General features: G+C 46.4%; 15 protein-coding genes. 5 read left to right on the top strand and 10 right to left on the bottom strand.

From position 1 onward, the window contains the following. Nucleotides 1-9: 9 nt before the first annotated feature. On the bottom strand, nt 10-1,056 hold the full coding sequence (locus ACWI_RS14500; protein ID WP_228878799.1) for an alpha/beta fold hydrolase: 1,047 nt from the start codon (nt 1,054-1,056) through the stop codon (nt 10-12). 309 nt (nt 1,057-1,365) lie between these two features. Continuing rightward, nucleotides 1,366-2,286, bottom strand: a complete 921-nt coding sequence (locus ACWI_RS14495; protein ID WP_070372153.1) for a chitobiase/beta-hexosaminidase C-terminal domain-containing protein — start codon at nt 2,284-2,286, stop codon at nt 1,366-1,368. 264 nt (nt 2,287-2,550) lie between these two features. Here ACWI_RS14495 and ACWI_RS14490 point away from each other — a divergent pair, with 264 nt between their 5' ends. After that, a complete protein-coding gene (locus ACWI_RS14490) occupies nt 2,551-2,961 on the top strand; it encodes a hypothetical protein (RefSeq protein WP_070372152.1) in 411 nt (136 codons plus the stop codon). A gap of 140 nt (nt 2,962-3,101) precedes the next feature. Here the strand turns inward: ACWI_RS14490 and ACWI_RS14485 are convergent, their stop codons facing one another. After that, nucleotides 3,102-3,830, bottom strand: coding sequence for a permease (locus ACWI_RS14485; RefSeq protein ID WP_070372151.1), 729 nt, complete (start codon nt 3,828-3,830; stop codon nt 3,102-3,104). Further along, nucleotides 3,827-4,309: a permease gene (locus tag ACWI_RS14480; protein WP_070372150.1), complete on the bottom strand. Its 483-nt coding sequence runs from the start codon at nt 4,307-4,309 to the stop codon at nt 3,827-3,829. Before ACWI_RS14480 ends, ACWI_RS14485 begins: the two co-directional genes overlap by 4 nt. A 115-nt stretch (nt 4,310-4,424) precedes the next feature. On the opposite strand from ACWI_RS14480, the gene ACWI_RS14475 reads away from it, so the two are divergent. Then, a complete protein-coding gene (locus ACWI_RS14475; protein ID WP_070372149.1) occupies nt 4,425-5,105 on the top strand; it encodes a Crp/Fnr family transcriptional regulator in 681 nt (226 codons plus the stop codon). Between the two features lie 555 nt (nt 5,106-5,660). Here the strand turns inward: ACWI_RS14475 and ACWI_RS14470 are convergent. The 6 genes from ACWI_RS14470 to ACWI_RS14445 form a co-directional block, all read right to left on the bottom strand. Continuing rightward, nucleotides 5,661-6,674: a 4Fe-4S binding protein gene (locus ACWI_RS14470; protein WP_070372148.1), complete on the bottom strand. Its 1,014-nt coding sequence runs from the start codon at nt 6,672-6,674 to the stop codon at nt 5,661-5,663. Nucleotides 6,675-6,873: 199 nt separating this feature from the next. After that, the gene (locus ACWI_RS14465) at nt 6,874-7,515 is read right to left on the bottom strand and encodes an NAD(P)H-dependent oxidoreductase (RefSeq protein ID WP_070372147.1); all 642 of its coding nucleotides are present in this window, start codon (nt 7,513-7,515) and stop codon (nt 6,874-6,876) included. Next, the gene (locus tag ACWI_RS14460; protein ID WP_070372146.1) at nt 7,512-7,979 is read right to left on the bottom strand and encodes a hypothetical protein; all 468 of its coding nucleotides are present in this window, start codon (nt 7,977-7,979) and stop codon (nt 7,512-7,514) included. The genes ACWI_RS14465 and ACWI_RS14460 overlap by 4 nt, the downstream gene beginning before the upstream one ends. A gap of 75 nt (nt 7,980-8,054) precedes the next feature. Next, entirely contained in the window at nt 8,055-8,918 is an 864-nt protein-coding gene (locus tag ACWI_RS14455) for a MerR family transcriptional regulator (RefSeq protein WP_070372145.1), read from the bottom strand. A 20-nt stretch (nt 8,919-8,938) separates the two neighbouring features. Continuing rightward, a complete protein-coding gene (locus tag ACWI_RS14450) occupies nt 8,939-9,745 on the bottom strand; it encodes an alpha/beta fold hydrolase (protein WP_084633722.1) in 807 nt (268 codons plus the stop codon). A gap of 427 nt (nt 9,746-10,172) precedes the next feature. After that, nucleotides 10,173-10,559 (bottom strand): carboxymuconolactone decarboxylase family protein, encoded by a 387-nt coding sequence (locus tag ACWI_RS14445; protein ID WP_070372144.1) that lies wholly within the window; start codon nt 10,557-10,559, stop codon nt 10,173-10,175. 82 nt (nt 10,560-10,641) lie between these two features. Here ACWI_RS14445 and ACWI_RS14440 point away from each other — a divergent pair, with 82 nt between their 5' ends. The 3 genes from ACWI_RS14440 to ACWI_RS14430 all read left to right on the top strand — a co-directional run bounded on the left by ACWI_RS14440 (nt 10,642) and on the right by ACWI_RS14430 (nt 13,273). Continuing rightward, nucleotides 10,642-10,992, top strand: coding sequence for a MerR family transcriptional regulator (locus tag ACWI_RS14440; protein ID WP_338078303.1), 351 nt, complete (start codon nt 10,642-10,644; stop codon nt 10,990-10,992). Between the two features lie 108 nt (nt 10,993-11,100). Then, nucleotides 11,101-12,564 carry a helix-turn-helix domain-containing protein gene (locus ACWI_RS14435; protein ID WP_070372143.1) on the top strand — a complete coding sequence of 488 codons (1,464 nt, stop codon included), beginning with the start codon at nt 11,101-11,103 and terminating at the stop codon, nt 12,562-12,564. A 76-nt stretch (nt 12,565-12,640) separates the two neighbouring features. Next, nucleotides 12,641-13,273 carry a class I SAM-dependent methyltransferase gene (locus ACWI_RS14430; protein WP_070372142.1) on the top strand — a complete coding sequence of 211 codons (633 nt, stop codon included), beginning with the start codon at nt 12,641-12,643 and terminating at the stop codon, nt 13,271-13,273. Nucleotides 13,274-13,292 lie beyond the last annotated feature (19 nt).

Here is a 13,292-nt window from a genome sequence, read left to right as displayed (position 1 = left end):
AGGTTGCTTTTATCGTTGGCAGATTAATTCATTTAGAATGGCCAGTACCGCTTCCGGTTCCTCAAAAATAGGGCTGTGGGCCGAGTCTTCAAAAAGATAGAAATGCTTTTCCGGGGCCTGCAATTCTTCCAGATAGACCTCAGACAGAAATCGGTTGACGGTATAATCGTAGGCGCCGGAAAAAAACAGCACCGGGATGTCCAGCCGGGTGACGATGTCGCTGAGGTTGGCTTGCCGGAATTCTTCATTGACGATTGATTGTTGACTAAAAGCTTTGCCCTGCCAGATATGTAACTTTTCTTTTATCATATATTCCTGGTGTTTCATCACTGCCAGAAAAATGCCGGAGATCACCGAATACATCGTGTGGGTGGTGCCGATGCCCGCTTCGTGCATGACCCGATCCCGCAGCTTTTCGTATGCGGCAGTGCCATAGGGGGCTTTTTTCAGTTGGGCCAGTGTTTTTTGGTCATCTACATAAAAGTCCAGCAGCCATTCATAAGCCAGTTCTTCCGACAAGGCCAGATTGACCGACTGGGCCACCCCGATATAGGCATGGTAGAGCTGTGGGGCTCGAGCCGCCGCCTGAATCCCGATATAGCTGCCAAAGGAATGGGCCATCAGATAGATTTTATCCTGACGAAAGCGCTGGCGCAGATAGTGGGTTACCGAAAGGGTATCTGCTACCAGTTGCTCGGTGGTCATCGTGGCTGGGGGAATCTGAGTGTTGAAGGACAGACCGGCGCCCCGCTGATCCCACCACACTACCGTAAACAATTCTTCCAGCCGGGCGGGATAGGTGTGATTCAGCCAATACTCCGGCATCCCCGGACCGCCGTGAACAAACAGTAGCACCGGTTTTCGTAAGTCCCGGGATTTGATGATCATCCCCATTTCAATGCCGTTGATGGGTACCCAGGATTTTTCCGATAAACTGCCAGGCAGTACTCGACCACTGGCATCGGTGAAAGGAATCATTTTACCGGAACCAAAAACCATTAGCAGGGTGCTGACAAGACTGACAAAAGCCAGCAGCAGAATAAAAAATAACGCCAATCCTTGTTCCTCCTTCCTAATCGCTTTAGTGGCTGTAAATGTGCCGTGTGTTTTTTGCATCCAGTTTTGCAAGCGCCGATATCGTTTTGGTTGCCTTGCACCTTGCGCCTTTTGAAAGACAGGCTATTTCGATTATAGCCAAACAATTTGATGACGTCAAGCGGGAAGCCGGTATTCTAGCAATGCGACAACGGCGGTTATCAAAACAAAACTGAGGCTGATTCTGCATCCTGATGCAGCCTCAGCCTCAGTTTTGTTTTCCGATTGTCATAATTTTAACTCCCTTCCGGTGCTCGCAACAATTTTTGTTCAGGGGACATAGCTACAGAGATAACCATTGATATAGATGGCATTGTCACCCAATGGGTTACAGTCAATGTAAATCAGGTCGCCGCCGGTATAGATGGTACCGATGGTGCCGTTGGTGCCGGTTGTAACCGTTGATGAATAGTAATCATAATAATAGTCGCTGCCGCCGTCAGTTACCAGGAGCATGCCATTGCTGAACTGGTAATAAAGAGTAAAGCCACTACCATCGGTCCATTTCCAGGTGCCGCTGATGTTGTCTTCAAATTGCTGCCATTCGGATATAGCCGGATCGACGGTTGCCGGTGGTGTGGTGGTGTTTGGCTGGGTCGTGGCCTGTTGCGGAATGGTGATGGTGTAGGTACCAGTTTTAATACCACTTTGATTGCCATACTTGTCAATGGCAATACTCTTCAGGGTGGTGGTCGCATTGAGCACAATGGCGCTGTCATAACGACTGGATTTGTCAGTGGGATCGGTTCCGTCAATGGTAAAGTAGACAACAATATCCTCACCAGCGGGTTTGTTAATCGTGACCTGCTGCGATGAGGTATAACTGCCTTCGTTTAAGGAATAGGTAGGCAGATCGATGGTGGTCTTTTTTTCTCCGGTTAATCCCTGACTGGTGTTGGGCGGATTGACGCTATCCTTGAGCGCAAACCATAAAAATGAGGCGCCGCCGATTAAGACAATCACCCCCAGCAGCACGGACAGAATGATAATCACCGTCTTCTGTGATCCGCTCGATGATGGTTTCGGCGGCCCGGACAGTGGGGCTGAAACAATCTGAGCCGGTTGAATAGGATCTTGAGGAACCAGCATGTTCGGCTCCGTTGATTCGGTATTAAAACCGCAGTTCCCGCAGAATGGTTCGCCAGGTTCCAGCGTTGCTCCGCACTTTGGACAAAATTCTGAATCTTTCATGAATTTCACCTCCCTTCCACAGTGTGAAAGCTTTTGGCGGTCATCTATATAAACTTAATACCCGAACAGCCGGGAATATATCATTATCGCATTCGACAAAAAATAAGAATTATGCATGGCTGCGATTTTCCCCGACAGGACTTCGTGAATGGCTGATTTTCGGTGTGAACTGCGATTGTGGATGGCCGATGAAAGGGTTAAAATTTGAATAGAAACGTATTTATAAGATACGTCTAACCATTTCAATTAGCAAGGAGTTCAATAATGGGATTTTTTGACAAGTTTAAACAGGGTTCAAAGGATATGATTAAAAGCTATGATAAGGTCAAACTCAATCAAAAACTGAGTTATGAAGAACTGCATGAGATCATGAAAACAGGAACTTATCCCTGCGGGGAACCTCAATTAACCGGAAAAGGGATCATGCATTGCATTCAGTTTCCACCGGTGGATAAGTATGTGATTCAGGTGGCTTTAAGCGGAACCACCGTGACGATCACCAAAATCTACAATGGTGTCGGCGGCATCCTTAAAGAAACGGTTGGTGATGCCGTGACCGGTGGCTGGTATGACGTGCTAAATGGTGAAAACATTGATCTCAATCAGATGACCCGGATCATCGGGGAAGAGTTGACCCGGCTGTGTGGCGAAAAAGGATTGCTTAAAACGGCCTAAGTTGTCAAGGGTAGCGAAAACAGAAAAAATGTCGAAATAAACAAAGAAAAGCGTCATTCATAGCGCTAACAGATGCTGTTGATTTCAGCTGAAAAAAGCAAAAAATCTCCCTGACACGTAACGGTGTCAGGGAGATTTTTTCAGTTATAAAACCGGATAATCCGGGCGGGACATTTGGCCACGGCATCCGTGATGGTCAAGCCGTCCCCGGGCGACAGAGTCTGGCTGATGATCGACGCTTTTTTACCGACCATCTTAAAATGGTTGGGGGCGATTTTGGCGCACAGGCCACAGCCCACACAATAGTCTGCATTCAGAGCGAGGGGACCATCTGTAGCGGCGGCTTCATCATCGGCGGGTAAATCCTCCGGTTTGACAAACCGCGAGGTAAGATAGCCCATCAGAAAAATCGCCAGGGTGGTCAGAATCCACCGGACGACCATGAATTCGGGACCGAGAAATTTGCTTTCGGTGATCAGCATCGGAATTTTGATCACCGCCCAGGTGGACAGGATGATGACGATGTTGGCAATACTGGCGCCCTTGCTCAAGAGCATTTTACAAACCGGAAAGGCGGCGTAAATGGGGCCGGCTGAAAAACTGCCCAGTAAAAAAGCAAACAGTGAACCTTTGATCCCCGAGTTCTGGCCAAAGGCATTTTCGATGGTTTCTTTGGGTACCCAGGCGGATATCAATGAGGTTAACAGCAGGATTACCGGCATGATCAGCAGCATTTCCTTGACATAATACCAGGTGTTGCCCAGCGACGGCAGAAATTTGTCCGGGGCGAAAATGCCAACGGCTACATATGCCAGGAGTACAATGATCAGAAAGCGGTTGTTTTTGAGTTGGCTTTTCAAAAAGGTCATAGGATTACCCCCATCGCCAGGGCAATTACCAGGGCAAAAGCAAAGCTCAGCGAGTTGCGGATCAGCGTGAATTTCAGTCCGAACTCTCTTTTTTCCAGGGGAAAGGTTACCACCCCCACCATCGTCAGCGTGGTCAGAAAAGCGACAATCGGAACGATGCTGGCACCGGCATCCACCAGCGAGGCCACCAGCGGAAAGGCGACAAAGGCGGGAATCAGGGTGATGCTACCCAGCAGCGCAAACAGCACCGTGGAAACAACCTCATTGGCCTGGCCGATGGTGGCTTTAATCGTCTCCGGTGGCACAAAGGTAAGGATCAGACCAATCAGCAGCAAGATGCCGAGAATATCGCCGGCGATCCCTTTCATCAGCCCTCCGGACATTTTAATGGCCTGCAGGGTTTTGCCCTTGTCTTTTTTCAGCGAAAACCCCAGCCATACCAGGGTAATCACCCAGAAAATCAGTGTAAAAACATCCATGTTTTAACCTCCAAGTTGATGATCCGAATTTCTGCTTCAAAATTCAAATTTTCTATAGTATACTGTAAATCAGTAAAATAAAATGTTACCACGGTCACACTTTGGAGGTTATTTTATGAATCATCAGGATTTTATGGCAGTCTTATCCAGTCATAGCCTTTTTGCGGATTTTTCAAATCAAGCCCTGAACCAGGTTTTTAGAGCCCACTACTATGAGAAACGGGAATATCAAAAAGATCAGGTGATCCATTTTCAGAACGAATGTTGCCGCACCATGGATCTGATTCTCAGCGGCCGGGTCGCCGTGCAGAATCTCGACAGCGAGGGGAATGTGCTGACCATCAGCATTTTTCAGGATGGCGACGTGCTGGGAGCCAATCTGATTTTTTCCAGCCGCAATACTTATCCGATGATCGTCTTGGCTCAGTCACTAGCGGTGATCCTCCATCTTCATCAGGAGCTGATTCTCGAACTGTGCCAGATGAACCGCACCTTTATGATTGGCCTGATGAAAGTCATCTCAGATAAGACCCTGATACTTTCCGATAAGATCAATGCCATCTCGATGAAAACAATCCGCCAGTGCATCATCGATTTTTTACGGTATGAGTCCCGGATTCAGAAAAGTCAGATCGTTCGATTGCCGTCATCAAAAAAAGAGCTGGCCCAGCGGTTTGGCATTCAACGGTCCTCCCTGAGTCGGGAACTCAATAAAATGCGGCAGGATGGCTTGATCGATTTCGATGCTAAAACTATTACCATCAGAAACATAAATAACTTAAATGAATCGTCTTAAGGCCACAAGCGGATCTGTTGCCAACCCAAAAAAGAGCTTAAGCCGATTCTGCCATTTCACCTGCAAAACCGGCTTAGCTCACAATCTCAGTCGTCATCCGTTTGGACTCCTTCTTTTGATTTTATCAAAAACCTTCTTTTTCACTTTTCAGTGTAAATATTACACACTTATTAGGGGATATCCTTCTATAAAAAAGATTTCGCTTTTTAATAGTTGGAAGATCTGACTCGTTGCAGATTGTTTTCCCGGCCGTTTAATCAACTTATTTCATCATGGTCAAATTTTCACCTTCAACCTCGGGTCGGTACATTGATCTTATTGCCAGTGTCGTAATTTTTTCAAGTGATTGACACAAATGATTCGTAACACCTGTTACTGAAAATGATTGAGTTGATCTTTGATATAGACTCATTATATCACCATTTATCAGGAAGTAAATAGACAAGCTGTAAACGTTTGTATAAAATTCGTATACGCTTATAAACAATTTATATTTAAGCTAATCCGTCTTGTGACAGTTGTTAAATCAGCGGGTAGAAAATCGATCGTTTCAAGTTAATCCGAAATCTTGTCCTGGTCTTCTTCTTGCATTTCCACTTGTTGTTTTTGTCCGCCGCCGTTGTTTTTGCCCCCCGATCCTGGTTCTTGGGTTTTTGAATCCCAGACGCCCAGGGCTATTGTTCCGAAAATTCCGCCGATAAAGACGGTCAGCATCACAATGGCCACCACGGTAATGGAAACCTGGGGGCTTTTTTTGGTGGCCTGAACCACCAGGGTTTCAGCTTTAGGACAATTTCGGTCCGAGGTGCATTCATAACAGCTGATGCAACTGAGACTGGTGACTGTCTCAGTGCGACAAACATCAATATTCATCGGACAACTGCGGCTACATTTCTGACAGCTGACACAGGTAGCGGTTTTCCGGCGGATTTTAAAGATTCGGATCTTATTGAAAAGACCCAGCAGGGCCCCGTAGGGACAGGCATATTTACACCAAGGTCGTTCCAGAAACAAGGCACCGATGGTGATCACGACTAAAAGGATCAGGGCCGGCAGGGCCACCGTCCCGGTCCAAAATTTGAATAAGGCATGATAGGGATCGAGATTGGCAAACAGCAGGGCCCCGGAGACGGCGGTCACTGTCAGGACCCAGACCAGTACGCCATAGCGTAAATAGCGCAGCACCCGGTCCAACTTTGCGGGGATAAACTGATTATAGCGTTTCTTAAAAAGGCGTTTCCCGATTTTGCCGATCCATTCCTGAAAGGCGCCAAAGGGGCAGATCCAGCCACAGAAAACCGGACCAAAAAGCAGCGCCAGCAGAAATACCAGACTCATTAAAATCACTGAAGAGATCTGGGTTTTGGGGACAAAAAATCCGGTTGTTACCAGGGAGAAAAAGGTTTCTACCCCGCCAAAAGGACACAGGGCATGCAGGGATGCCGTAGATAAAAAAGGAATCCCGATGCCCACAGCGGCCAGGGTTTTATTGACCGAAATCAGGGCGATCAGCGCAAAGAAAAAGACTTGCACCATCAGCCGCAGGTTGAATTTTTTAGGTTTTGCCATGATGATACCTCCAATAATTGTATGCCCATTATGTTAAACTTTAATTATGTCAAAATGGTGTCAGAAATTTGAAGGGTTTTACTGATCACTTGGCAGATTTAAATAATAATCGGAAATAGGTGCTAGAGTTTGCTGAAAATGGCGAATTTTTTAACAGAAAATCCTGCTATAATCGTTTTATGATAATCATTGGCATCCATCAAAGAAAGGGTCGATCATAACGATTTTCAAAACAACCATTTCTCTTAAGAATCCAGTTCCAACCAACCTGATTGAGTCGGCTGACCAGGCGGGATTCCAATAACCGTACCTGAAATTTTGATAAATAAACGGGATTACCCAGCTTTTTGACGAGGAGCGGATCGAAGCTCCCGGTTTTTTCATACGCGACACCCAGCGCTTTAAGCTGTTTAAACAGTCTGCCAAAGAAAAAATGCGGCAGGATCGAACAGGCCGCCGCATCGCCCTTGATGACGGTGCCGAGGTAGGTATAATTCAAGCGGTGGGCCAAAGCGGACAGATAGTTTTCCAGATAGCGGGCGGTGGCACTTTCAATAAAACCTGCCTGGACAATAAAACCGATTTTTTGATGATGGCTGGATTGGGGTTTCAGTTCTTCAAAAAGCTTCATCACCAGCCCGGGCATGGCATGAATATACAGTGGCATCACCAGCAGAATGGTGTCATACTCTTTCATCGCCAGCGCCAAGGTTGTCGGGTTTTCCCGGAGCAGGTAGCGAACCGGCAGTGGTGTGGTCAGACCTGATTGAAAATGGTCAATAAATAATTGGGTATTCCCGTGATCGGCCCGGGGGGAGCCGTTTAGCATCAGAGTTTTCATGATCGCACCCCGGGTGTTTCCCCAGTCAGGTGGATAGTTTTGCTGTGAAACTGGTAGAAGGTTCGCTGCAGATAATCTTCGAAGATTTGTTTTTCTGCCGTATTAAAAAAAGTATCCTGATAATAAATTTCGATATCCGGATACCGCTCATAGCGGGGGTCGTGCATCGATTCACCCGAACCATAATTGGTATAGGGCAGAAACAGGGGAATCATCCGGTCAAACAAAGTTTTTAGATTGGCGCTGATAAAACCCTGGGACACAGTGAGATAAAAAGTGACCTTTTCAGCGGTGATATAATGATGATAAAAGCAATCCAGATCATGATGGATACAGCGCCCTGGAGTTTTCCACCAGCAGGTCCAACAGCCACAGCAGCCTTTTATCTGGTGCGTGTTCAAATCCAGTAAATACGAATCCGGCAGCATAACAGTATTATATTCTCGGACAATCATGGTTTTCATTTTTGACTCCTTAGTAATGATATGTCTCGAGTATAAAGCCGGGGGCAGCCCCCAGGTCAATCATTATTTTTGAAATTATTCTGTTCGATTATTTTGATCAATTGGCGCCCAGGCTTCCACGAAGGCCTGTTCCAGATTGTCGTGAAAGAGAATCAGGCGGACATGCAGATAAACGCAGCCCTTTAGCTGGAGCTGGTTTTCTGCCGCCCATTGATAAGCGGCCAGTCGGGTTTTGTCTATGACCTGATTGGCCGCATCGCTGTAACGGCCGCTTTCAACCACAATGTGGAGACAGGGACCGTCATCGAGATAGTCTTTGCCGCTTTCCCGAGCGGTAGCCGGTACGACGAGATGCATCTGGGTTTCCTGATACTGGGTGGTATCAAAGGTGACACAGCGGATCATATTGGTCAGCAGATCCTCATCGGCCAGATTAAGATGAGCAAGAACCTTTTCCTGATATTCATCAAAGGCGGAGATCGCCGAAAAGGAACTGATAATCTCGTACAGTGGAAAGTTCCGGATGGAAAACTGATTCAGGTGGTGCGGCAGTGACTGACAAAAGGCCTGGGTGTCAGCTAATTTTAGCAGCATCTGTTGCTGTTTTTTAATCGCCAGCTCAATGGCCGCCTGCTTTTCAATCAGATTCTCTGTTATGCCGGAGAGCTGATCCTGGTCAATCAGCTGATTGATTTCCGCCAGGGCGAAACCTCTTTTTTTATAAAATTCAATAATCAGCAACTTATAAATTTCATCAAAACCATACTGGCGATAGTTGTTACTCTGGTCATGTCCCGGTTTGATCAACCCCATGGCCTCATAATGCCGTAAGGTATCCCGGGTAAAACCAAGGTAACGGAACAGTTCGCCGGTTAGAAAGGTATTGCTCTGGTTATTACGGTCAAAGTCGTCGATATGTTTTTGTGAGTCGTTTGTCATGGCCTTGCTCCTTGCCTTTATTAAACCAGATGATGGCTATCAAGAAAATCCTCAACCACGGCATTAAAAACCACCGGATTATCGACATTGGCATTATGGCCGGCCCCGGGAATGATTTTTAGGGGATAACCGGTTTTGGCCGTCCAGGCCCAGTTGTATTGGGGCACCTTGCCGAAGCGGTCATATTCGCCCAGGGTCAGCAGCACCGGGAAATAAAAGGCCGTATCGCAGTTTTCCCGGAGAAAGCTGGTATAGGCGGTTCCCATGATTCGGCAGAGTTCCGCTTTGCCATAGGGAGCCAGCATTGCCATCATGTTGTCAAAGCCCCGTTTGGTATGGGTGGCTCCTTTGGCAATGGCTGTCACCAGTTTGTCGTGGGGGTAGCAGCGGGACAGCCATTCCACCTGCCGGACCCAGAAGCGGTCTGACCGGGAATAGTAGGAAGGGCCAAAGGGCGAGGTATCGACTCCCACAAAAGCCAGCACCTTGTCCGGAAAATCCAGGGCATACTGCTGACAGGCATAGCCTCCCAGTGACTGACCGATCAGCACCGCCGCCGGGATCTTTTCCTGATTCAAAATAGCATCCAGATCGGCAGCGGCATGGTGAAATGAAAAATCCGTATAGGGACGGGAAGCCCCATGGAGGGGTAGATCCCAGCTGATGACGGTGTAATGCTTTCTGAAAGAAGCCACCTGGTGATCAAACATCCGATGATTGGCAGTAAGACCATGGGTAAAGACCAGACAAGTTGCCTGGGGATCCTGATGCCGGGCGATCCAGTAGAAAACGGTGCCCCGGGGGGAGGTGATTATTTTTTCCAGCACGACGACGACCTTCTTTCGCAGATTTTCCCATTCTTGGTGGAATGGGTCTTTTTTAAAGTGTACCGATAAAAAGGAGGTTCGTCAATGGCAGAATTGTAAAGGATGGCCGAAAGAACCTGATTTACATAGCCATTTTTCATTAAAAGGCGTATAATGATAGGTAAACGAAAAGAGGCTAAGCAATGCATTTATAAGATGTTTTCAACTAATACAGTCAGGATTACGATGCCAATCACCGCATCTCCTTTAATCAAACCGCCCCGCTCAATGACCAGATGGCCTGGCTCCTTGCAGAAGGTTTTTCCAAAGCTGATTGTATTTTCAAATATCTAAACTTTGCGGTCTTTTTTGCCGTAAAATAAAGCTTATAAGAAGAGGTCATTTCAGTCGCCTCAAAAACGGTTATAGCTCAGCTCATGCCAGTAGTCTACTGGTTATGGGCGTCACGTGCGGCAAAGACCTCTTTGGCAACGGCAACGGCGTTTAAAACTTTTGGAAATCCGGTGTAGGGGATACATTGAATAAAGGCTTCAATAATTTTCTCTGGCAAAATCCCGACATTCAAAGCGCCATTGATATGAACATCCAATTGCGGTTCGCAGCCACCGGTGGTCAATAGGCTGGTGATGGTGATTAGTTCCCGTTCCTGAAGGGAGAGACCTTCCCGGGGGTAGATATCGCCAAAAGCAAATTCAATAATGTAGTTGCCCAAGTCGGGAGCGATTGTTTTCAGCGATTCGATCACCTTTTCGCCGCCAACTCCATCAATTTTTTTTAACTGTGCGACACCAATTTGATAACGTGTTTGATCCATTTGTGATTACCTCCAAATTCTTTATAATCCCAGTATAGTGCTTAGACTATGGTCTAAGTCAACCCTATTTTTGAAAGGTTTTATGATGATTATTAGCGAAATGGCCCAACTGACTCAGATCAGTGAATATACCCTGAGATACTATGAAAAGAAGGAATTGATCGCCGTTTCCCGTGATGCCCGGGGACGACGTAACTATGACGAGAACGACATTGAATGGATTCGTTTCATCCAGCGATTGAAAGAGACCGGGATGCCATTGCGGAATATTAAAAAATACGCCGATTTGAGAGCCAAAGGCGATCAGACCGTCCACGAACGACTGGAAATGCTTGAAGCCCACCGCATATTCGTTGTTGCGGAACAGCAGAAATGGGCCCAAAATCTTTATAACCTTGATGCCAAAATCGAGTATTATCGAAAAAAAGATTAAGGCTGGTTCAAGTCGTATTGCCTTGGGGAAAATTATTTGTGTTCGGAAAAAGAAAGTTTAGATTAAAAATTAACTTTATCAGCTTAAAAAGATTAAGGAGCGTTTAGCATGTTATTATTTGCGCAAAGAATAGAAGAATTGATTGTCGATAGCGGCGAAACGGTACAGGCTTTGGCGGAGATCGGCAAGATCGACCGGACAACCCTGCAGCGGGTAAAATCTGGCGAGCGCCTGCCTTCTAAAAAGATTTTTAGTGGCCTGTGCAAAGCGTTACGGCTGTCGGCAGCGGAAGAAGAGGAACTGAAAAATGTCCTGGAAATGGAAACCATTGGCCAACGAAACTATTATAACCGGAAAGCCATCGTCGACCTGATCGAAACGATTGCTGAACTAACCGAACATACCATTCCCTTTTCTAAAGAAATCGGTTTAAAAAATGGTGCAGTTGTAAAAAGTTCGTTAATCGATGGCATGGAGATTGTGAGTGGACATGCCAATGTACTACGACTGGTGGAAAGCGCCATTGACTGCGAAATTTTTGCCAGTTCGACGCCACAAATCCGGCAGGTCATTCCCTATGACTGGGATGTCGTCTATGATTACATTTTTCAGCAAATGATGGGCTCCGGAAAAAATCTGGTGTTACAGGATATCGTTAGTTTCCCCAAAAATTGTAGTCAATCGGAGGCCGATCAAAGTCTGCTGGCCTTTAAAAAACTGGCGGCGCTTTCGCTGCTTGACAATGTCGATTACCAATCCCGTTTCTATTACCGACCATCCGACTGGCATCCAGTTGATGGTGGGGTGTTCCCGTATTATCTGCTAACCTCAAATCGATTGATCACCCTGTCAAAGGATCTCGCCACCGCAGTTGTATACCAGGATGCGGGGCTTTATCAGGTCTATGATGGATATTTTTCAGATCTTTTAGACAATAGTGCTCCGTTTATTCATGGCAGTCGGGATCTTTTTGAGATTTACGCCCTGGAGGACGCTCTTCCCACCAAACTTGTGATGCAACCGATCCCCTGTTTTTCCCGTTATTTCACCGATGAGATGATCGAAAAACAGCTAAACCGTGATTTCCCTTATTTTGAGGCCCTGCTTGCGGCGGTGCTTCCTTTTTATGATAAATTCCGGGCCGATAATAAGGGGATGGTGGATGTCTTTTCCCTGAAATATTTGCGGCAATTCATGGAGGATGGCTACATCTATCTGCCGGAAGAGATGGTTTACCCTTTTGCGCCTGCAGAAAGGCTGCAGCTGATTAAGCAACTGCATGCTGATTTGGTTGCCAGTGAAAGAAAATGCTATGCCATCAACGAGGACCGGCTGTTTATGAATTCGGCAGTGGAATTTTCCAATGAAGACCCGACGCTCCGGCTGATTCTTCATTATCAACGGGGTAACGAAACCATCTTTAAGCACCTGGCAATTAACGAAGTCAACATCATCAATGCCTTTGAAGAGTTCTTTAACAGTCTGCCCACCAGCGATTATGTTCTTGGCAGAGAGGAAACCATTGCCGGGATCGAGTCCATAATCAGGGAATACAGCAGCGATGAAAGTTGATGAAGTGAAACATAAAAAAACTGCTTGACTGTGTCAGTTAGGCAGAACACATACTTGTGAATGAAAGTGAGAAAAAATGGGGGCAGATGAAAACTACCAATTTAATGCCAAGGTCTACGATATATTAGATCGGACTTACTTTAGAAAGGCGGCCTCCAGTCCCCGCAATGCCGTCATTTCCGTATTAGGAGAAGAACCATTAAAAGTTCTGGACATGTGTACCGGCACCGGGACTAATGCCTTTGCCATTGCCGGGGCCAGAAGAAATGCCAAAGTGATCGGGATTGATCTTTCGACTGCGATGCTTAAAAAAGCCGTAGCAAAATGGGAGCAAGCAGAGATATCCAACGTCAAGCTACTTCAGATGGATGCGGCCAACCTGCAATTTTCAAACGAGGAATTTGATGTGGTGCTGATATCGCTGGTGCTGCACGAGTTAAGCCTGGCTCTGGCGGGCAAGCTGCTTGGGGAGGCCAGAAGAGTCTTGAAAAATACCGGAAAACTGATTGTCGTGGAATGGGAGGAACCAGTCAGCCTGGTTCAACGGATTTTGTTTTATCTCGTTAAAAAAACCGAACCCGCAGGATTTGAGGATTTTCTTAAAACTGAGATGGATCAGTATCTTTTTCGCTTTGGTTTTGAAATGATACAAACAATTCATTGTGATTACAGTCAGGTAATGGTATTGAGCAAGAATGAGCACATTTAAAATAAAACTTAGCTCTAAA

Origin of the sequence: Acetobacterium wieringae (genome assembly GCF_001766835.1) — a bacterium.
In the GTDB taxonomy this organism is placed as follows: Bacteria; Bacillota; Clostridia; order Eubacteriales; family Eubacteriaceae; genus Acetobacterium; species Acetobacterium wieringae.
The sequence above is the reverse complement of the archived record's forward strand: the minus strand, read 5'-3'. Positions and strand labels throughout refer to the sequence as shown.